This window comes from Marinobacter sp. UBA2688 (assembly GCF_002352785.1).
Lineage (GTDB): Bacteria > Pseudomonadota > Gammaproteobacteria > Pseudomonadales > Oleiphilaceae > Marinobacter > Marinobacter salarius.
In genome coordinates this window covers 322,930-343,460 of record NZ_DELU01000024.1, presented here as the reverse complement: position 1 = coordinate 343,460, position 20,531 = coordinate 322,930, and the positions used below count along the sequence as shown (strand labels likewise).

The 20,531-nt window shown below is 58.4% G+C and carries 19 protein-coding genes; 12 read left to right on the top strand and 7 right to left on the bottom strand.

The genetic code is table 11. The features are described 5' to 3' along the window. Positions 1–3 precede the first annotated feature (3 nt). Complete coding sequence (gene phoU, locus B3M52_RS14740) at positions 4–726, top strand: phosphate signaling complex protein PhoU (RefSeq protein WP_075194180.1); 723 nt, start codon at positions 4–6, stop codon at positions 724–726. Positions 727–900: 174 nt separating this feature from the next. Here the strand turns inward: phoU and B3M52_RS14735 are convergent, their stop codons facing one another. The 5 genes from B3M52_RS14735 to mnmH all read right to left on the bottom strand — a co-directional run bounded on the left by B3M52_RS14735 (position 901) and on the right by mnmH (position 5,490). Further along, positions 901–1,266: a histidine triad nucleotide-binding protein gene (locus tag B3M52_RS14735; protein ID WP_036210713.1), complete on the bottom strand. Its 366-nt coding sequence runs from the start codon at positions 1,264–1,266 to the stop codon at positions 901–903. A gap of 39 nt (positions 1,267–1,305) precedes the next feature. Further along, on the bottom strand, positions 1,306–2,592 hold the full coding sequence (locus B3M52_RS14730; protein ID WP_075194181.1) for an FAD-dependent monooxygenase: 1,287 nt from the start codon (positions 2,590–2,592) through the stop codon (positions 1,306–1,308). Between the two features lie 86 nt (positions 2,593–2,678). Beyond that, positions 2,679–3,236 carry an aminoacyl-tRNA deacylase gene (locus B3M52_RS14725; protein ID WP_075194182.1) on the bottom strand — a complete coding sequence of 186 codons (558 nt, stop codon included), beginning with the start codon at positions 3,234–3,236 and terminating at the stop codon, positions 2,679–2,681. Between the two features lie 169 nt (positions 3,237–3,405). Further along, on the bottom strand, positions 3,406–4,239 hold the full coding sequence (locus B3M52_RS14720) for a mechanosensitive ion channel family protein (RefSeq protein WP_036210722.1): 834 nt from the start codon (positions 4,237–4,239) through the stop codon (positions 3,406–3,408). Between the two features lie 159 nt (positions 4,240–4,398). Continuing rightward, the gene (mnmH, locus tag B3M52_RS14715; RefSeq protein WP_075194468.1) at positions 4,399–5,490 is read right to left on the bottom strand and encodes a tRNA 2-selenouridine(34) synthase MnmH; all 1,092 of its coding nucleotides are present in this window, start codon (positions 5,488–5,490) and stop codon (positions 4,399–4,401) included. 134 nt (positions 5,491–5,624) lie between these two features. On the opposite strand from mnmH, the gene B3M52_RS14710 reads away from it, so the two are divergent. Then, positions 5,625–6,290 carry a class I SAM-dependent methyltransferase gene (locus tag B3M52_RS14710; protein WP_075194183.1) on the top strand — a complete coding sequence of 222 codons (666 nt, stop codon included), beginning with the start codon at positions 5,625–5,627 and terminating at the stop codon, positions 6,288–6,290. Between the two features lie 463 nt (positions 6,291–6,753). On the opposite strand, the gene B3M52_RS14705 is transcribed toward B3M52_RS14710, so the two are convergent. Beyond that, entirely contained in the window at positions 6,754–7,167 is a 414-nt protein-coding gene (locus B3M52_RS14705; RefSeq protein WP_075194184.1) for a VanZ family protein, read from the bottom strand. Positions 7,168–7,251: 84 nt separating this feature from the next. Between B3M52_RS14705 and cysZ the strand changes: the two genes are divergently transcribed. The 6 genes from cysZ (at position 7,252) to B3M52_RS14675 (ending at position 15,203) form a co-directional block, all read left to right on the top strand. Beyond that, the gene (gene cysZ, locus B3M52_RS14700; RefSeq protein WP_036211891.1) at positions 7,252–8,007 is read left to right on the top strand and encodes a sulfate transporter CysZ; all 756 of its coding nucleotides are present in this window, start codon (positions 7,252–7,254) and stop codon (positions 8,005–8,007) included. A gap of 35 nt (positions 8,008–8,042) precedes the next feature. Then, positions 8,043–10,907, top strand: a complete 2,865-nt coding sequence (rapA, locus tag B3M52_RS14695) for an RNA polymerase-associated protein RapA (protein ID WP_075194185.1) — start codon at positions 8,043–8,045, stop codon at positions 10,905–10,907. Between the two features lie 103 nt (positions 10,908–11,010). Further along, on the top strand, positions 11,011–13,464 hold the full coding sequence (locus tag B3M52_RS14690) for an acyl-CoA dehydrogenase (RefSeq protein ID WP_198324923.1): 2,454 nt from the start codon (positions 11,011–11,013) through the stop codon (positions 13,462–13,464). Between the two features lie 77 nt (positions 13,465–13,541). Beyond that, positions 13,542–13,922: a fluoride efflux transporter CrcB gene (gene crcB, locus B3M52_RS14685; RefSeq protein ID WP_036210736.1), complete on the top strand. Its 381-nt coding sequence runs from the start codon at positions 13,542–13,544 to the stop codon at positions 13,920–13,922. Positions 13,923–14,161: 239 nt separating this feature from the next. Beyond that, a complete protein-coding gene (locus B3M52_RS14680) occupies positions 14,162–14,368 on the top strand; it encodes a cold-shock protein (RefSeq protein WP_007154967.1) in 207 nt (68 codons plus the stop codon). A 139-nt stretch (positions 14,369–14,507) separates the two neighbouring features. After that, positions 14,508–15,203, top strand: a complete 696-nt coding sequence (locus B3M52_RS14675) for a lysophospholipid acyltransferase family protein (RefSeq protein ID WP_075194187.1) — start codon at positions 14,508–14,510, stop codon at positions 15,201–15,203. 10 nt (positions 15,204–15,213) lie between these two features. Here B3M52_RS14675 and B3M52_RS14670 read toward each other — a convergent pair whose 3' ends face one another. Next, positions 15,214–16,029, bottom strand: coding sequence for a dienelactone hydrolase family protein (locus B3M52_RS14670; protein ID WP_036210742.1), 816 nt, complete (start codon positions 16,027–16,029; stop codon positions 15,214–15,216). 159 nt (positions 16,030–16,188) lie between these two features. Here B3M52_RS14670 and ald point away from each other — a divergent pair, with 159 nt between their 5' ends. The 4 genes from ald to B3M52_RS14650 all read left to right on the top strand — a co-directional run bounded on the left by ald (position 16,189) and on the right by B3M52_RS14650 (position 20,521). Next, positions 16,189–17,301 carry an alanine dehydrogenase gene (gene ald / locus B3M52_RS14665; protein WP_075194188.1) on the top strand — a complete coding sequence of 371 codons (1,113 nt, stop codon included), beginning with the start codon at positions 16,189–16,191 and terminating at the stop codon, positions 17,299–17,301. 29 nt (positions 17,302–17,330) lie between these two features. Continuing rightward, positions 17,331–17,903, top strand: coding sequence for a glutathione S-transferase family protein (locus tag B3M52_RS14660; protein WP_075194189.1), 573 nt, complete (start codon positions 17,331–17,333; stop codon positions 17,901–17,903). A 153-nt stretch (positions 17,904–18,056) separates the two neighbouring features. Further along, a complete protein-coding gene (locus tag B3M52_RS14655; protein ID WP_036210751.1) occupies positions 18,057–18,668 on the top strand; it encodes a Yip1 family protein in 612 nt (203 codons plus the stop codon). 113 nt (positions 18,669–18,781) lie between these two features. Continuing rightward, the gene (locus B3M52_RS14650; protein WP_075194190.1) at positions 18,782–20,521 is read left to right on the top strand and encodes an alkaline phosphatase D family protein; all 1,740 of its coding nucleotides are present in this window, start codon (positions 18,782–18,784) and stop codon (positions 20,519–20,521) included. Positions 20,522–20,531 lie beyond the last annotated feature (10 nt).

Below are 20,531 nucleotides of genomic sequence, written 5' to 3'. Positions count from 1 at the left end.
GTCATGCCAGATAAAAAGGACGATGTTTACGGCGATCACATTTCGCACAAGTTCAATGACGAACTGATGGCCCTGAAGAGCGAGTTTCTTGAGATGGGCGGCCTGGTGGAGTCCCAGGTCGACCGTGCGATTACCTCACTGGTGGAAAATGATGGCCACCTGGCGGACGAGGTCCGTGCCACGGACAAGAAAGTCGATCAGATGGAAATCGACCTCGACGAGGAAGCAACCCTGATTATCGCCCGTCGCCAGCCCACCGCGCGTGATCTGCGGTTGGTGATTTCGGTGATCAAGATGGTGGCGGACCTGGAGCGGGTTGGTGACGAGGCCAAGAAAATCGCCAAGTTTGCCATCAAGCTGTCAGAGGAAGGTCAGGCGCCTCGTGGGTACGTGGAAGTGCGCCACATTGGCAATCATGTTCTTAGTATGTTGCACGATGCCCTGGACGCCTTTGCCCGTCTCGATTCTGAGCAGGCGCTGCGGATCATGAAGGAAGACAAGCGGGTAGACGAGGAATACCAGGCGGCCACGCGGACGTTGCTGACGTTCATGATGGAAGATACCCGTAACATTTCCCGCTGTATGTCGGTGATGTGGATTCTCCGCGCCCTGGAGCGGGTGGGGGATCACGCCTGCAACATTGCCGAGAATGTGATCTTCATGGTCAAGGGTGAGGATGTTCGGCATACGCCGGTGGAGGAAGCTGAGAAGGTCGTCGGGCGCTGAGTTCGTAGCCTTCTGGTGCGGGTGTTCCCGCAGGGCAGGAGGCACCGTTCAGGACACCCCCGTGAATACGTCCATGTAGGGCTCGGTCGCGCCATCCCTGGCGCTCCACGGTCCTGAACAGTGCCTCCCGCCCGGCTTCGTAAATATCTCAGATATCGCCGGCGCTCAAGGCGATCAGCCTTGTTTCAATTTATCGGTATACGGCGGCCAACCGAGGGGCTTGCCGGCCAGCAGGTGCAGGTGGATGTGGAATACCGTCTGGCCTGAATTTTCGCCGCAGTTCATGACGACCCGATAGCCATCGTCGGCGAAGCCCATCTCCTTCGCCAGCTTGGCGGCAACCCAGTACAAGTGGCCCACCAACTCCCGGTCTCCTTCCTCAATATCGTTGATTGTTGCGATTTCCTTTTTCGGGATAATCAGCAGGTGCACCGGTGCCTGTGGGTTAATGTCCTTGAACGCCAGGCTGATGTCGTCTTCGTAAACGATGTCCGCCGGGATTTCCCGGTTCATAATCTTGGTGAAAATGGTTTCTGCCATGATGATTCCCTGTTGATGAGTTGAGGCTTGTGAAACGCTTTACAGTTGCTTCATCCCCGGCAGCCGCTCCGCCAGTTGGCGAATCAGCGGGGGCAGTTCGTCGTCGATGCCCATAGCGTATTTGGCCACCCGGTTTCTGGCAAATGGCATTGCTTTCGTGGCGCCCAGGCCCAGATTGCGCAACAAGTGCAGAGGCGGCGTGCGGTTGCTGAACAGGTGGTAGAACACGTCCATCGCCATCATCATACGGCGGTTGGCCGGGCGGCGTTGTCGCTCGTATTTGGTCAGCCACGCCGGATCGGCCAGGTCGCAGCCTGCGCGTTTGGCCTCGCGGATGACGGTCTGCAGGCAGAGGGCGTCCTGGAAGCCCAGGTTGACGCCCTGGCCAGCCAGCGGGTTGATCGTGTGGGCGGCGTCACCTGCCAGCACGACACGATTGTTCACATAGGTTTTGGCGTGCTGGCGGGCAATCGGGAAGCTGGCTTTGGCTTCAATGTGCGTCAGCAGAGGTAATTCCGGCGGGAAGGCGTTCTGTATTTCTGCCATCAACGCACGGTCGTCCAGCGATTTCAGGCGCGCTAGTTGCTCCGGCGAGTCATACCAAACCAGAGAGGCCCAGCTTTCGCCATTGCCCGCGGAATGCAGCGGCAGGAAAGCTCGTGGGCCGGACGGGTAGAAGCCCTGCCAGGTGATGTCCTCAACCGCGCCCTGGTAGCGAACCGAAATGACCATTGCCTGTTGCTGGTACTGGTCCCGGGTTACGCCGATGCCCGCCAGTTCCCGGACGCCGGAGGCCGCGCCATCGGCGCCCACCACCAATTGGCACTCGAGTTCGGTGCCGTCCTCCAGGGTCACAGCAGCGTGGTTGTTGCCGTTTTCGAGGTGACTGACGGCGTTGTCGGGAAACAGGGAAACCGAGTGCAGAGCCGCGGCGCTGTTCCACAACGCCTGCTGGGTAATGCGATTCTCCACGATATGCCCCAGGTGTCGGGCGGACAGATTGCTGGCGTCAAACACCACATCGGCGACCTTGCGGGGCAGCAGGTTGCTGAGTGGGTGGCGGGTCTCGTCCCATACCGCCAGGCGGGCGTAGGGTGTGGCACGCATGGCGAGCATGCTGGGCCAGACGTCAAGATCGTTGAGGTAGCGCTCACTGCCGGCGCTGAGGGCTGACACGCGGATGTCTGGAGGCAGCGAGGGATCGAATTCGGGGGCGGAGCCACGGTCAACCAGGGCCACGCGGAAGCCACTGCGGCCAAGTCCGGTCGCGAGGGCAGCACCGACCATGCCGGCACCGACAATCACAATATCAAAGGCTTGAGTCATAACGGGTTCCTGTCTGGTACGCCCAGTTTACGCGATGGGCGCATCCAGACAAGCCGTCCGGATCAAGCCTGGGCCGGTTTTTGGTGTCAGTAACCGGCCAGGTTGGCGGTGGGGCTGCCGGTCAGGGACTCAGCCCTGCGGGCGCGGCCCTTGAGCCAGGCTGGCTTTTGCGCGCCTGGTTTTACAAATCCCTGCTCCAGCACCATCGGATGCACGAGTTCCAGGAAATCTGACGTTTTCATGTGGATGGATTCGGTGTGGCTGCCAGCGGCAAAGGCGAGTTCCGGTTGCCGGGTCAGAGCCTCTGCGCAATACACGGACATATCAAACAGGTTGCCGAATGGCGGCATGGCGCCCACTTCGCACTCGGGGAAGCGGTCCTGAAATTCCTGTTCGTCCGCAAGATCGACAAAATCGGTATCCAGGATGTGGGTCAGTCGGTCCCAACGGATACGCCAGGTAGCGGGCATGACCAGCATGGCCATTTTGCCATCCAGTTCAATAATGACGGTTTTCACCACCCGGTCGCCGGCGATTTTGACGTGATGGGCGAGTTGCTGGGCGGAAAACGCAGGGGGGTGAGACAGGCACATGTATTCCACGCCTGCCTGATCAAGGTATTCCTTCAACTGCTGTACCGGCATAGTGACAACCTCCTACCAGCAATGACAGCGGTACTGGAACCGGTGATATTCCTGAACCGGTTCCGGTGACTGGCGGTGACGCCGCTAATGCGACTGCACCGCCATTACTGGTCAGCTTAGTTGAGGCTGTACAGAATGCGAGTAACAGTGTGTGTTAATGAGATACCAATCACTCGGATTTGTAGACATGCACATCCCGCTGTGGGAACGGAATGGTAATGCCCTCGGCGTCGAACGCCTTCTTCACTTTCTCGTGCATGTCCCAGTAGTACGGCCAGAGGTCATCGGTGGCGACCCAGGCCCGGAACATCAGGTTAACGGAGTTGTCGCCAAGACTGCCCACGCAGATACGGGGTTCCGGATCCTTCAGTGAACGTTCGTCCTCGTCGAACAGGCGCTTCAGAATGGCCTTGGCCTTGTCGATGTCGTCGTCGTAGTGAATACCGAAAGTCATGTCACAGCGGCGCTTGTCGTAGATGCTGACGTTCACCAGGGTGGCGTTGGACAGGCTGCCGTTGGGAATGACGATGCGGCGGTTATCGAAGGTATTTACCACCGTGTAAAGAATCTGAATCTCCGCGACGGCACCCAGGTAGCCCTGAGCTTCGATGGTGTCACCGACTTTGAATGGCTTGAAGATCAGAATCAGTACGCCGCCGGCAAAGTTGGCCAGGCTACCCTGCAGCGCAAGGCCGATGGCAAGGCCAGCAGCACCAATAACAGCGATAAAGGACGTCGTAGCGATGCCGATCATCGACGCGACGGAGATCAGCAGCATCACCTTGAGGATGGCGCTTATCAGCCCACACAGAAATTTGTTGAGTGTCGGGTCTTTTGCACCCAGCTTTTTATCGAGAACCCCGATGCAACGATTGATCAGCCAGAGGCCGAGTACCAGCGTGATGATGGCCAGGACGACCTTTGGGGCGTAGGTCATGATCAACGAGAGTGCCTGGTCCCATAGCTCCGAGGCATTAATGTCGGTTCCCAGAAGATCTTCCATTCAGTGACTCCTTGTTCGGTAGTAGTGGCTTATTACTTTAAATATGACAGGGACAACGGCTGTTCAATTGATATTTGCCTGCGTTTTGTTATAGCAGAGGTTTGTGGCAAACGTACAACATGCGCGTCCAGTTTGGGTGGGAGCGTTGTACGTTGTAAATCAACGACTGGCCCACCCGATGATGGTTTCCGGCCCGCCCTTCACAATAATGCGGCCTTCCTTCTGGCTGAGCTGGTAGTCATACATGGGGTCGTAGTAGTCCTGCAACAGTGCCTCGATCCATTCATGGTGCGCACCGGTCTCCCCGGTTCGGTGCTGGCGGTCGAGGGCATCCTCCATCATCTGCCGTAGTCGGCTATGGCGCTCACCGCCGAGGCGTTTCCGGATTCTGTCGAGGGCGCTGAGAAGGTAGTCGCGAAAGTTGAGCCAGCCTGCTTCTGTGCCGTCGCGTTCCACGTAGTCGGCCGTCATCTGGTCAACATAGTCTTCGCGGATGATTCGTACTCGCTCCTCGATCGGTTGATCCAGCACCATCAGGGGTGCTGCTGCCATTCGGTTTCTGAGGCTTTCCGGCAGGGCGCATCGGCCCACCAGTCTGCTTTCATCTTCCAAATACACCGTCCCGCCGACGTGATGATGGGCCTTGAGCATGGCCACGGCCAGGCGGTTTTCGAAATCAATCTGTGACGGTTGGGACGTTACCTGACGACCGAAGCTGGAGCCACGATGGTTTGCCAACCTTTCAAGGTCAACAGGATTGGGCAATTGATTCAGCACGCGGGTTTTGCCGGTGCCGGTGCGGCCGCTGAGAATAACGAACTCGGACGATGCCGTGAGGGCTTCCAGGCTGTCGATCAGGAAGCGGCGCATGGCCTTGTAGCCACCCTGGATGAGCGGAAACTCGATGCCAGAGTCTTTGATCCACTGCTGGGTCAGCCGCGAACGCAGGCCGCCGCGGAAGCAGAACAGGTAGCCGTTCGGGTTTGTGGCGGTAAATCGCTTCCAGGCTTCGATGCGTTGCGCCTTGAGATCCCCGGAAACCAGTTGGTGGCCCAGTTCAATGGCCTTGTCCTGACCTTTTTCCTTGTAGCAGATACCGACCCTGTGGCGTTCCTCGTCGTTCATCAGGGGCGCATTGATAGCATTCGGGAAGCTGCCCTTGCAGAACTCGATCGGGGCCCTTACGTCCATGAGCGGAACGTCGTTCAGGAACAGGGAGAGATAGTCGCTGGTATCAGGTCTGGACGGCATGGCAGGTTTGGGTTCGTACGGGAAATGAGGCAGCAGTATAACGAACATGCTGGTTTTTTGCTCGCCTGCGGGTGTGCCGCCGCGCCGCTGCCGCTACAATGCGTGCCTTGCCATGCCTGTGTTCCGGAGTAACCATGACCCCCGACATTCTAGATCAGCATCTTGGAAAAACCCTCAGCCGGGGGCAGGTTGCCGTTACAGCCCCGGCGGGTTGCCCCGACATCGTCCTCTACCTGTTCGACCCAGGAGTACTGGAAGGCCCGCTAAGCCATGAAGAGGCGCAGGCGGTGGTTGCTGAGCCGGCGTACTGGTCGTTTTGCTGGGCCAGTGGACAGGTATTGGCGGCCTATATCCTCGCACATCCACATCTGGTGAAAGGCAAAAAGGTGTTGGATTTTGGATCCGGTTCCGGGGTGGTGGCTATTGCTGCCGCAATGGCCGGGGCGAGGGAGGCCATCGCCTGTGATATTGACCAGGCTGCACTGGATGCGGCAGCGGCGAACGCCAGGTTAAATGGCGTGTCGGTGACCCTGAGCGCCGATTGGGCAACGCGGCCGAGCGATGTGGACGTTGTGACCGCGGCGGACGTGTTGTATGACCCGGAAAATCGCCCGCTGCTGACCGAGTTCAGGCGAGCCGCGCCTTTGGTGATACTGGCGGATTCTCGCTTGCGGAACCTGGGTGACGACCAATACCGGCAGCAGGGCGTAATCGAAGGCCGCACCTGGCCAGACCTGAATGAATTTGAGGAGTTTAATCGGGTGCGGGTGTACCTGGCAGGCCAGAGCTCGATGACCTGAGAGCGGGCGAAAAAAAGGGCAACCTTTCGGTTACCCTTTTTCGGAACAGGTGTCGCGTCCCTGCGCTGTTGGCAACTACCTTGTTGCCGATTTCCCTTGCCAGTCCCTGGTGCCGGCGTCCGAGCCGGCGATCCGAAGAGGTCTCCCTTAAGCGAGCCATCCCTGTGTCCCTGCTTCTCCCTGCATCCAATTGCCGGGGTGCATCCAGTGCGTCGTCCATTTCCCTGTCATCCTTGATGTAAACACTATACCAACCGCAGTTTTACAAACATGTGAACTGTGCACGCCAGAGCAGCTGTGCTGGTGGTGGTTCTGTTATAAGTTCTTTAATATCAGTTAATTGAGATATCGGCGGGTATTCCTGTCGGAGAAACCTACGCTATGTCGCAGCAAGATCTTACGAGTTTGTAGGATATATCTCACACAAGTTCGGGTTGATGTCTCAAGTCCGGTGGGTGGTGCTTTATTGACGGCTGTTGGCGTGAACGATGGGACGGTCGTTTTGCGTGCGTGGCCTTATAAATCCGGGACACGGTAGTAGCCCGATAGCAATGCCTGCAGCGTCGGCGAGAATATCGGCAATGGCAAAGGTGCGGTAGGGTAGCTGGGCCTGGACAAGCTCAATGCCCAGCCCGAACGCCAGCAGGCCGATGACAATCCACAATTTCCCCAAGCCCGGCCAGGCCAGCCGGGTAACCACCGCCAACTGCAAGAATGCCAGCAGGTGATTGACTTTGTCGCTGGCTGCCGAGGGAATCGGGTAGGGTTGGCTGGTGGTTGCAAGGTAAATGATGGCGGCGGCCGAAAGAACCAGTATTGCCCGCCAAAAAGGCTGATACTCGAGCAGAATCAGAATGCGTTGCCTCAGGAATGCCATGGTCACCGTCGGGCTGTGGTGGAGTTTGCAACATGATATGCTTTGCGCCCCGTCACTGTCATCGAAGCTGAGGTGCTGCGAGGTATGTTGAAAGGTAATTTTTTCCGCGGCCTGGGTTACCTTGGAGAAGGGTTCCGGCTGATACGGCAGCCTGGACTGAGATTGTTCGTTGTTATCCCCCTGGTTATTAATATTCTGTTATTCGGCCTACTGTTCTACTTTCTGGCTGAACTCTTTGCAGCGATGATTGCCACAGCCATGAGCTGGTTACCGGATTGGGCGTGGCTACAAAGCCTCGACTGGTTGTTCTGGATTCTCTACGGCGCCGTCATCCTGTTGATGTTGGCTTACGGGTTCGTGATCCTGGCGAACCTCATCGGCTCGCCCTTCTACGGTTACCTCGCGGAGCTGACGGAAAAGCACCTGACCGGTCAGGAGGTCAGCACCGATGATGGTTGGAGCCAGATCATACGGGATATTCCCCGCTCTCTCTGGCGGGAGGTGCAGAAAATCCTCTACTACCTGCCCAGGGCCATTGGCCTTTTCATCATCGGTGTTATCCCGGTGGTCAATCTGGTGGCGGCCGTGCTGTGGTTCGTCTTCAATTGCTGGATGATGTCGCTGCAGTACGTGGACTACCCGGCGGACAACCATCGGGTCAGTTTCCCGGCCTTGCGGCGGCTACTGGGTGACACTCGCCTGTCGGCCCTCGGGTTTGGCCTGCCGGTGGCATTGGCGGCCATGGTGCCGGTGCTGAACCTGGTGGTGGTGCCTGCCGCGGTTTGTGGTGCCACCGCCTATTGGGTGCGTGAGAACGGTCCCTCGAACACAGACGTATAAAGCAGTTACGGTGATTTAAATCTGTCGGAGGTTTCTTGGATACATCGGAATTTGTAATTGGTCAGCGCTGGGTCAGCCACAGCGATACCGCGCTCGGCCTTGGTATTGTCACGGACATCTCAGGCCGCCGTGTAACGCTGGGTTTCCCGGCGGCGGATGAGGAGCGCACCTACGCCATCGACAATGCTCCGCTGTCGAGGATCATCTACCAGATTGGCGAGGCTATCGAAACCTTCGATGGCGAACGTTACATCGTGAGGGCCGTGGAGGATATCGGCGGTGTGCTGATGTACCACGCCGATGACGGCGGAGAGAACCTGATCCATGTTTCCGAGGTAAAACTCAGCAGTTCCGTGGACTTTTCCGCCCCCCACCAACGGCTGTTTGCCGGCCAGTTTGATCGCAATGGTGCGTTTCGCCTGCGGATGGCCACCGCGCAACACCTTGACCGGTTACGTGCATCCTCGGCTCAGGGCCTGATCGGTGCGCGCACGCAGCACTTGCCACACCAGATTTACATTGCCCACGAAGTGGCAACACGTTACGCCCCCCGGGTTCTGCTGGCGGACGAAGTGGGGTTGGGCAAAACCATTGAGGCCGGCCTGATCCTTCACTATCAGCTGCACACCAGTCGTGCCCGTCGGGTGCTTATCGTGGTGCCGGATTCATTGATGCATCAGTGGTTGGTGGAAATGCTGCGGCGGTTCAACCTGCGATTCTCGATCATTGATCGCAGCCGGTATGAGGCCATGGAGGATCTGGAGGGGTTGTCGGAAGAGGATGACGACCTGACCGATGCCGATGAAAACCCGTTTGAGAGTGAACAGCTTGCACTGTGCAGCCTGGATTTCCTGATGACCAGCGAACAGGCCCAGGCGGATGCCATTGCCGCCGGTTGGGACCTGATGGTGGTGGATGAGGCCCATCACCTGGCCTGGAGCCCGGAGGTGGCGAGCCCTGAATATCGGCTGATTGAGCAGCTTTCAGAAGCCAGCAATGGCTTGTTGCTGTTGACCGCAACCCCGGAGCAGGTGGGGGTGGCCAGCCACTTCGCTCGCTTGCGGTTACTGGACCCGGCACGCTTTCACGATCTGGAGACTTTCCGGGAAGAGGAAAAGCAGTACGAAGTGATCAATGGGGTGGTTTCCCATATCCGAGAGCAAGGCATAACCGCTGTCTCCGACACGGATCGGAAAGCCCTCGAGGGCTGGCTGGGTGATGAGCTGGAAGGTTTGATGGCGTCCCAGGAGCCGGCACAGGCCGTGGTTGATGCATTGCTGGACCGTCACGGTACCGGTCGTGTGCTGTTCCGGAACACCCGCGCCGCCATCAAGGGGTTCCCGGAGCGCCATCCGCTACCGGTTGCGTTACCCTGCCCGGAACTCTACCAGCAGGGAGATGTTTGTCAGGGGGTAGCCGGGTTAACGCCCGAAACGGCTGTGGACGAAGAACAATGGCTGGCGGAAGATCCCCGTGTCGCCTGGCTGGAGAAGACCCTGACCGGCCTGAAGCCGGCCAAGGTGGTGGTGATCTGTGCCCACGCTTCGACCGCCATGGCTCTGGAGCACTACCTGCAACTGCGTGCCGGTATCCGCAGCGCTGCCTTCCATGAACATCTGAGCCTGATCGAGCGGGATCGCGCCGCAGCTTACTTCGCTGATACTGAACAGGGCGCCCAGGCACTGATCTGCTCGGAAATCGGCAGTGAGGGGCGCAATTTCCAGTTCGCCCATCACCTGATCCTGTTCGATCTGCCCGCCAACCCGGACTTGCTGGAACAGCGCATCGGCCGGCTCGACCGGATTGGCCAGACCGACACCATCGACATCCATATCCCCTACCTGCAGGGAACGGCCCAGGAGGTCCAGTACCGTTGGTTTGAGGACGGCGTGAACGCGTTCAATGAAAGTTGCTCTGTGGGTGTCGCTGTCCACGATCATGTGGCCGTGCAGTGGCAGGCCGTCATTGATGGTGCGACGGACGACCTGCCGGCGCTGGTGGATGCTTCGCGGGCCGAGGCCGAGCGCCTGCGTACGTTGCTGCGCAACGGCCGCGACGCGCTCATCGAGCTTAACTCCTGCCGTCCGGACGTGGCGGAGGCGTTGATCAGCCAGATCGAATCCGAGGAAGAATCCGCCCAGGTACGTGACTATATGATCGAGGCCTGCGATATCCTCGGCGTTGATGTCGAGGATCATTCCGAGCATGCCGACGTGCTGAGGCCGGGCGAGCAATACCAGGCCGGACACGTGACCGAGCTGCCGGAAGACGGCCTGACCGTTACCTGGAGTCGTCAGCAGGCTCTTGAGCGCGAAGACATGGCCTTCATGAGTTGGGAGCATCCGCTGGTGACCGGTATCATGGAATCGGTCACCAGTTCCGGGCTGGGCAAGGCGGCTTTGGCCAGTATGACGGTCAAGGCGCTGCCACCCGGCACTCTGTTGCTGGAGGCCCTGTATACCGTGCATTGCCCGGCGCCTGAATCGCTGCAGTTGTCCCGGTACCTGCCGGTCTCGCCGTTGAGGCTGCTGGTGGATGTGAACGGACGTGACTTGTCGGCAACCCTGCCTCATGACCGGCTCAACGACATGTGCTCGAACATCCGCAGGCGCACCGCTCAGGCCATCGTGCCGCAGATTCGCCCGCAGGTGGAAACCATGGTCGATCATGCCGAACGCCTTTCCGAGCCGCACCTGGAGCCCCTGAGAGCGTCGGCCCTGGCCCGGGTCAGAGACGTGTTCGGCCCGGAAATCCAGCGTCTTGAGGCGATGAAGAAGGTCAATCCGACCATTCGTAACGACGAAATCGACTTCTTCCGTAAACAGTTGGACGCCGCAGAGACGTTACTGGGGCAGGCCAGCCTGTCCCTGGAAGGCATTCGCGTTATTGTAACTGCCTGATGGTGAACCAGTTGCTGGTCAGGATTCATCTGATCAGGTAGGTTGAACGTAACAGAATGTAGTTTTTGACATTCAAAACCACGGACGACAGAGAGTATCCATGATGACTTTCATACTGTTTCTTGCTGCTGTTACCGGCCTTCTTGTTGTGATGCGCAAGGAATCCGGTGCCAAACCCGCTATCGGGGTGATGGTGGTAACAGGCGTGCTTTCGCTTTTCCTGGCGTCGGGATTGCTCGCGCTCATACTGTTTATCGGCGCCGCCGTTACCGCCGCTGCAGGTCTGCCGGGATTTCGCCGGAGCTGGCTGACCCCGCGGGTATTCGCCATGTTCAAGAAAGTGGCTCCCAAGGTGTCCGAGACCGAAAAGGTGGCCCTGGAAGCGGGGACCGTCAGTTGGGATGGCGAGCTGTTTACCGGGCGTCCCGACTGGCACAGCCTGCTGATCAACCGCAACACGGGCCTGTCTGAGAAAGAGCAGGCCTTTGTGGACAACCAGTGTACCCAGGCCATTTCCATGTGTAACGCCTGGGACCTGGCCGTTGAACGTGCTGATCTGCCGGCGGATTTGTGGGAGTTCCTCAAGAAAGAGAAATTCTTCGGCATGATCATTCCCGAGGAATACGGCGGCCTGCACTTCTCCGCCAAGGCCCAGACAGCGGTGTTGCAGAAGCTGGCGGCCAACGAAATGCTGATGGTCACCGTGGGCGTGCCCAACTCCCTCGGCCCTGGTGAGCTACTGGTCAAGTACGGCACCGACGAACAGAAGAACCACTATCTGCCCCGGTTGGCGGATGGTCGCGAAATTCCCTGCTTCGGCCTGACTGGCCCCCGCGCCGGTTCCGACGCCACCTCGCTGCCGGACACCGGTGTGGTCTGCAAGGGCGAGTTCGAGGGCAAGGAAGTGCTGGGCCTGCGTCTCAACTTCGAGAAACGCTGGATTACCCTGGCGCCGGTTGCGACTGTGGTTGGTCTCGCCTTCCGCATGTTCGACCCCGACGGGCTGCTCGGTGACACCAAGGACTATGGGATTACCTGTGCGCTGATTCCCCGCAATACCAAGGGCATGGAAATCGGCCGCCGGCATTGTCCCATCGGCACACCATTCATGAACGGCCCCATCAAGGGCACCGACGTGTTCATTCCGCTGGATTACATCATCGGTGGCCAGGAAATGGCCGGGCAGGGCTGGCGCATGCTGGTTGAGTGTCTGTCCGTCGGACGCTGCATCACCTTGCCATCCGGCGCGGCCGGAGCGGCTGCCTACTCAGTGGGCACCGCTGGCGGCTTCACCCGCATCCGTCGCCAGTTCAATACCCCGGTGGCAGACATGGAAGGCGTGCAGGAGCCTCTGGCCCGCATTGCTGCCAAGACCTACATCGCCCAGTCGGCAGTGAATCACACCGCGAACATGATCGACAAAGGCGAAAAACCGGCGGTACCGTCGGCGATTCTCAAGTACCACCTGACCGAATTCCAGCGCGGTGTCCTGACCGACGCTATGGATGTGCATGGTGGTAAGACGGTCACCCTTGGCCCCCGCAACTACCTGGGTATCGGCTTCAGTGGTGCGGCGGTTTCCATCACTGTGGAAGGCGCCAACATCATGACCCGCAGCCTGATGATCTTCGGTCAGGGTGCAATACGCTGTCATCCCTATGTACTGAAGGAACTGGCGGCCAAAGACAACGATGACATCGACGCGTTTGACGATGCCTTTTTCGGCCACGCTGGCCTGATCTTCGGCAACGCTGCTCGTGCGTTCACCCAGGCTCTGGGTATCGGCAAACCCGACGTGCCGTTTGACCACAATGCACGCAAATACGCCCAGGGTGTGGCCCGCTTTAGCGCCGCCTTCGGCCTGTGTGCCGACGCCGCGATGACCACGCTGGGGTCGGAACTGAAAATGCGTGAGCTGATTTCCGCCCGCCTTGGTGATGTGCTGGCCAATCTTTACCTGGCCTCCATGGTGCTCAAGAACTGGCATGAAACCCAGCCGGTTGACGGTGAGCGCGACCTGATGGAGTACAGCATGGCGCTGTTGCTGAACCGAGCGGAAACCGCCATGGAAGAATTCCTCCAGAACCTTCCTAACCGCCCGGTCGCTATGGCCTTGCGTGCCATCACCATGCCCCTCGGCCGTCGTTGGGACCAGCCCCATGATGATCTGGCCCGCAAACTGGCAAAAGCCATCTCCACCGATACCCCCGTGCGGGAGAAGCTGTTGGCCGGAGCCTGGACGACGGCTGGCGAAGGCAAGGGTGCGGTTGAGAATCCCATTGCTCAGTACAACTATTTGCTGAAGGATTACGACAAGGCCGAACAGCTGTATCGCAAAGTCACCAAGGCGTATGCCAAGGGCCAGTTGCCGATGGACGCGCTGCATCCGGAAGAACGCTTCGAAGCCGCACTGGAAGCGGACATCTTCACCAAGGAAGAGGCCGAGTTTATGCGCGAGTACGAAGCCGTGGTCCTGGAAATGCTGACCGTCGACGACTTCCCGTTCGACGAGTTTGCTCGTAACAAAGACACGCTGATCGACCACAACCCGGCCTGACAGAGGGTATAGGGGTTTGGATTGAGGATGCCGGATGGCAACATCCGGCAGACACCAAATCATGAGGTAATTTGGGAATGTGGCTATCAATCCTGGCCGTAAGCGCCGGAGCCGTCATCGGCGCTAACCTGAGATGGGCACTGGGCCTTTGGCTCAACAGCAGCTACCACGCCATTCCCTACGGCACCCTCGCCGCCAACCTCTCCGGCGGCTGGCTTGTTGGCCTGCTTATTGGCTATTTCGTTCATGGCACCTCGTTGGCACCGGAGTGGCGCCTGTTTGCCATTACCGGCCTTTGCGGCGCCCTGACCACCTTCTCCACCTTCTCCCTGGAAATGCTTTCCGCTATCCAGGAAGGCAAATGGAGCATGGCTCTGGCTGGAATTCTGGCCCATGTTGTTGGCTCTATCCTCATGACAGCACTGGGAATTTACACCTTCGGGCTGGTCCGGGGATGATGGGTAACACTACGTACGGAATAAATGAAAAATACGCTTGGCAATCCCAAAAACAAAGAGTAGAGTTATTTACGTAGGAAAGATTCAGTAAAGCTTTCATGAATAAGACGTACCTCCGCAGTTAGTAGTGACCGTCCTGTTTTTGATTCCGCGAATTCTGTATTTCCGTAAACGCTGATCAGGCATCACGACGATGGCCTGGCGGCAAGATAAAATGATTGATTTCAGGAAGTTTAAGTATGTCTACTACTACCGGCACTGTTAAGTTCTTCAACGAAGCAAAAGGCTTTGGCTTTATCACTCGTGAAGGCGGCCCGGACGTATTCGTTCACTACAGCGCAATTCAGGGCAGCGGCTTCAAGACCCTGGCAGAAGGCCAGCAGGTTGAGTTCACCGTTACCCAGGGCCAGAAAGGTCCTCAGGCGGAAAACGTTACTGCTATCTAACGGATAGTAGGGCACCGCCAGAAAGGCAGCCTCGGCTGCCTTTTTTTGTGGGTGGATTTTGTGATTCCCACCCGAATGTGACATCTTTTATCCCCTGCCGTCGGGCGATCGCCCAACCTTAGTTTGCTCAGGGCCTGCTATGTTGAACACCCTCAAAGCTGTCTGGATCCTGTTTTGGGCTGCACTGCTCACGCTGATCCTGTTCCTGCCTATTGTTATCGCCGCACTTGCCGGCCGCAATGGCAACGCCGCCTTTCACGGCACCCAGGTATACGCCTGGTGCATGCTTAGACTCACCGGAATCCGCCTTGAAGTCAGCGGACGCGAGCACATCGACCCGGCCCAGCGCTACGTTATCCTCAGCAACCATGCGTCCTATTTTGATCCCCCGGCCCTGGTGCTGGCATTGGGGCTGCAATACCGCTGGGTGATCAAGAAAGAGCTGCGTAAGGTGCCACTGTTTGGCCTGGCGCTGGAGACCTCGCGTAACCTTTTCATTGACCGATCAAAAGGCAGTGATGCGCTGGAAAGTATCAAGCGCGGCGTCGCCCAGTTGCCCGAAGGCACCAGCATCCTGATGTTTCCCGAAGGCACCCGATCCTGGGATGGCAAACTGCTGCCCTTCAAGAAAGGCGGGTTCGTCATTGCCCGCGACGGCGAACTACCCGTTCTACCGGTGACGATCCGGGGCTCCCATGACCGACTCCCCAAGGGAACCGCGGTATTCTCGCCAGGTTTGATCGAGATTATTGTTCATCCGCCGGTAGCCACCGCCGGACGTGAGGTGAGGGAAGTTCAGGAAGAAGTGAAGGGCACCATAGAAGGTGCCCTCTGAAGGGCAACGATCAGTCGCCGAAAACGTCTTCGTAGAGCCGCAGGGTGCCCTCCCAGGAACGTTTTGCAGCCTGCTCGTCGTAGGCGATGGGCATATTGAATTCCTCGGCGACCTTATCCGCTCCCGGATTGGTGAACGAGTGCATGACACCGGGAAAACTGACCAGCGTTAGATCGGCCCCGGCATCCTGCATTTCTTTCACCAGACCGGACACCTGATCCGAGGGCACCATCTTGTCCGCACCACCGGTGTAGACGTGAATCCTGGGCTGAACCTTGCCGGCTTCGGCTTTGATGGGGCTGCCCAGCGCGCCGTGATAGCTGACTACGGCATCCAGATCCACACCCAGGCGTGCCATGTTCAGTACCACGGCACCGCCAAAGCAATAACCCTGGGCGGCAATCCTGCTGCCGTCGACACTGTTGTGCTTCGCGAGCAACTCCTTGGCGGCCATGAAGCGAGCCTTAACCTGATCAATATCCTTGGTCGCCTCCTTCATAAAGGCCTGCGCATCTTCGGGATGTTCGGCGAGTTTGCCGGAGCCATACATATCCAGCGCAAACGCCGTGTAGCCGGCCGCTGCCAACTTTTCCGCCTGCTCACGGGCAAACTCATTGTGCCCCCACCATTCGTGAACCACCAGAACGCCTGGGCGCTTGCCTTCGGCTTCGTCGTCGTAGGCCATGTAGCCGGTAAACGTTTTGCCGTTTACGGTGTACTCCACGGTTTCTGTCTGCATGTCGGCTGTCACCTGTCCACTTGCCAGGGTAAGGGCTACTGCGAGTGAGAGCGGCGCTGCCGCCAGGGCATGCCTGTATCTGTTCATTGGTTCCTGCTCCGTTTGGGTCGATTGCGTGGATTGCTTCGGGTTTTACGCCGAGGCCCATTAAACCGATGCATTCAATTGCTACTGCCGGTGTCAGACCTTTTTACTACACTTTACCCGATGAGACATCGTTTACCCGACGGATTCAAGGGGTCAGGCATGAAGATAGGCGTACCGAAGGAGATCAAGAATCACGAGTACCGGGTGGGAATGACACCGGCGGCGGTCCATGAGCTGTGTGGCCACGGCCACAGTGTTTGCGTTGAGACGAATGCTGGTGCTGCCATCGGCTTCACGGACGATGATTATGTGAAGGCCGGGGCCGAGATTCTGGAAAACGGAACGGCGGTATTCGAGGCAGCCGACATGATCGTCAAGGTCAAGGAACCCCAGGCGGAAGAGCGAGCCTTGTTGAAGTCCGGCCAGACCCTCTTTACCTACCTGCACCTTGCGCCGGATCAGGCCCAGACCGATGACCTGGTAGCGTCAGGGGCAACCTGTATTGCCTATGAAACAGTCACCGACAGCCACGGGCGGCTGCCGCTACTGGCCCCTATGTCGGAAGTGGCGGGGCGGATGTCGATTCAGGCTGGTGCCCACTGCCTGGAAAAATCCCTCGGCGGTCGAGGTGTGCTGCTGGGCGGTGTGCCGGGTGTGAGCCCTGCGCGGGTAACTGTGGTTGGCGGTGGTGTGGTGGGTCAGAACGCTGTCGCTATGGCCATTGGCCTGGGGGCCCATGTAACGGTCCTCGACCGCAATATGGACGTACTGAGAAATCTTGACCATCTCTATGGCAACCGCATCAGCACGTTGTTCTCAACCGCCGCGACCCTGGAGGAAGCGGTGATCGAGTCGGATCTGGTCATTGGCGGCGTGCTGATTCCCGGAGCGTCCGCACCCAAGCTGGTGACCCGTGATATGGTCAGCCGTATGCCCGAAGGCAGTGTTATCGTGGATGTAGCCATTGATCAGGGCGGTTGTACTGAAACTTCGAAACCCACCACGCACGATGCGCCTACCTACGTTGTGGATGGGGTGGTGCACTACTGTGTCGCCAATATGCCGGGCGCGGTGGCAAGAACCTCCACTCTGGCGCTGAATAATGTAACACTGCCGTTTATCGTCGCCCTGGCCAACAAGGGACCGGAAAGGGCGATGAAGGACGACCCCCATCTGCGCAACGGCCTCAACGTGTTTCAGGGCAAGGTCACTTTCCGCGAGGTGGCGGAATCCACCGGCTATGAATTTGCAGATCCTGACAACCTGCTCTGATAGCAACGTCATTCAAACAAGGAGATTTCATGAAACTGATCGGTTCCACCACTTCCCCCTATGTTCGCCGTATCAGGCTGCTACTGGATGATAGTGACCATGAATTCGTGAACCTCGACATCTATGGTCAGGGCAGGGATGAGCTCCGGCGCAACAACCCGGCGCTGAAGATTCCCATGCTGATCGACGACAATCAGGAGGTGTACGATTCCCGGGTAATTGCCCGCTACCTCAGCGAAAAGCAGGGCATGGTGCCGTTGACCTGGGACCAGGAAAACCAGCTGACGCTGATTGACGCTGCCAACGATTCTGCGGTGATCCTGCTGCTGTCGGCCCGTTCGGGCATCGATACCAACGAAGACCTGATGTTTTTCAACCTCCAGCGTGAACGCATCATGATGACGTTCAGAACCCTGGCGGCCATGGTGGACGATGGCCAATTCGCCCAATGGAACTACCCCGCCATCTGCCTCTATTGTCTGGTGGACTGGATCGAGTTCCGGGACCTGGTGGATTTTGCCGGCATTGAGAGTCTGCTCGGGTTCAGGGATCAGCATCGTGATCAGCCGCTTGTCGCCGCTACTGACCCGAGAAAAGCGTAAGGTTTTGTCGGGAAGTGATTGGCAATAAAAGACAAGGTGGCTTTAACACTTGCGTTTCTAGGCTATAGTTGAGGGTAGCGTGGCCTGATCTTTCCAGGCCCGTGAGGCGTATCCATTCAACCAATAATAAAATTACCTCAAGGGGGTAAAGCCATGCTCCTGAATCACGCATTTGGTCTGTTCACCCATCCCGATGCCGAGTGGGCCGAGATCCGCAAGGAACACGCACCTCCCCGGCGGCTCTATGTTGCCTATGTGCTGTTGCTTGGCGCGATAGCGCCGATCTGTGCCTACATTTCCACGGCTCACATCGGTTGGACGGTGAGCGGTGAGCGCGTCATAAAGCTCACGGAAGTCAGTGCGATACAGCTAAGCGTTCTGACCTATCTGGCCATGCTGGTGGGGGTGTTTGCCCTGGGGTTCGCCATCAACTGGATGGCTCGGACATATGGCGCCCATGAAGAAACCGTTCCTTCCAATGGCATTGCGTTGGCGGCTTATTCCTGTACGCCGCTGTTCCTCGCCGGTTTTGCGTTGCTCTATCCGGTGCCCTGGTTCAATGCCCTGGTCTTCCTGGCGGCGGCCTGTTATGGCGCCTGGCTGATGTACGATGGCCTGCCGATTGTCATGGGCATTCCCAAGGACCAGGCGGTGATGTACGCCGGTGCCCTGTTGACCGTGGCGCTGGTCATTCTGGTGTCAACCCGCGTGGGTTCCGTCATCCTCTGGAACTATGGCCTGGGGCCGGTCTTCGTCGAAGGGTAGCGGCTTTGCCCGGCCTGTCGTGATTTGCTATTCAGGATGTCGCCATCCGTCATCCTGTCGTTACACTTTGGCGCTACCTTTTACCTGACCACTAAACTAGGGCAGGGAAAGGTATGAAACGATTGAGCCGCAGGGACTTCCTGAAAGCATCCGCTATGGGCATGGGCGCTGTTGCCATATCCACAGGGCTGGCCGGATGCATACTCGACAGCAGCGACAAACGTGATATCCGCTTCTCCCAGGGTGTTGCCAGTGGCGACCCCCTGCAGGATGGCGTGATCCTCTGGACTCGTGCCGTACCGGACGACGATTCCGGGCGGGACGTGGACATCGCCTGGGAAGTTTCTACCGACGCTGACTTCCGGAGCATGACTCATTCCGGTCGCTCGCGCGCCTCGGCTCAGCACGACTACACCTTCAAGGTGGATGTTCGGGGCCTGATGCCAGGTCAGCGCTATTACTATCGTTTCCGCACCGCCAGAAGCACCTCCCCGACCGGTATGACGCAGACCCTTCCTGAAGGCTCGGTGAGCCAGGTGAGGTTCGCGGTGGTGTCCTGCTCCAATTACCCCGCCGGCTACTTCAACGTGTATCGGGAAATCGCGGGCCTGGATAACCTGGATGCCGTGTTGCATCTGGGGGATTATCTCTATGAGTATGACAGCGACCCGGATAGCTATGGCGCGGCGCAGGCAGAAGCCATGGACCGTACGTTCCCTGCGTCGAATAACCGTGAGCTCATTACTCTGGAGGATTACCGCCATCGCTACGCGATTTACCGGGGCGATGATCATTTGAGGGAGTTGCACCGCAAGGTGCCGTTCATCACGGTCTGGGATGACCACGAAGTAGCCAACGACACCTGGAGGAACGGGGCTGAGAACCACAACGCCGATGAGGGTGATTTCAGTGACCGTAAACTCGATGCCCTGCGGGCCTACTTTGAATGGATGCCGATCCGGCCGGTCACGGACGGAGACCAGGAAACCATCTCCCGCAGCTTCCGCTTTGGCGACCTGGTGGACCTGCACATGCTGGATACACGGATCATCGGCCGCGACGAGCAACTGGCTTACACTGATTACCTGACCCAGGATGGCATTGACGCGGCCCGGTTTGCTGCAGATGTAGGCGACCCGAACCGTACCATGCTGGGTGCGGAGCAGCGGCTTTGGCTTGAGAATGCGCTGGCAACTTCAACCGCCACCTGGCAGGTGCTGGGGCAGCAGGTGTTGATGGGACGGATGACGCTGCCCGCGGAGCTGCTGGCCGGCATCATCAACCCTGACCCATCTGTGTTGCTGCCCCTGTTCGCGGAGCTGGCTGGCCTCAAGGGTCGCTACCTGGCTGGAGATCCCTCGTTGACCGACGAGGAAATTGCCCGGATTGAAACCGTGCTGCCCTACAACCTGGACGCCTGGGACGGCTACTACGTGGAACGAGAGGTGATCCTGGAAACGGCGAGGCAACTACAAAAGAACCTCGTGGTACTGGCCGGGGATACCCACAACGCCTGGGCCAGCAACCTGAAAACCGGCAATGGTGACCAGGTGGGTGTGGAGTTCGCCACGCCGGGGGTTTCTTCCCCCGGTCTTGAAGACTATCTCCAGTTGCCTGAAGCGACCATACCCGATGCCGAGGCGGCTATTGAGCTTCTGGTGGACGATCTCGACTACCTGAACGTGAACCAGCGGGGCTATATGCTGGTGACATTTACACCCGACGAGGCGAGGGCGGACTGGCGCTTCGTCAGCACCGTCAAAGACCGTAACTACGAGATTGTCAGTGGTCGCAATGCTGCACGGCAGACCTTGCCGGGGCCGGGCAACCGTTCACTGGTAACGCCCGGTTGACGGCATCTGT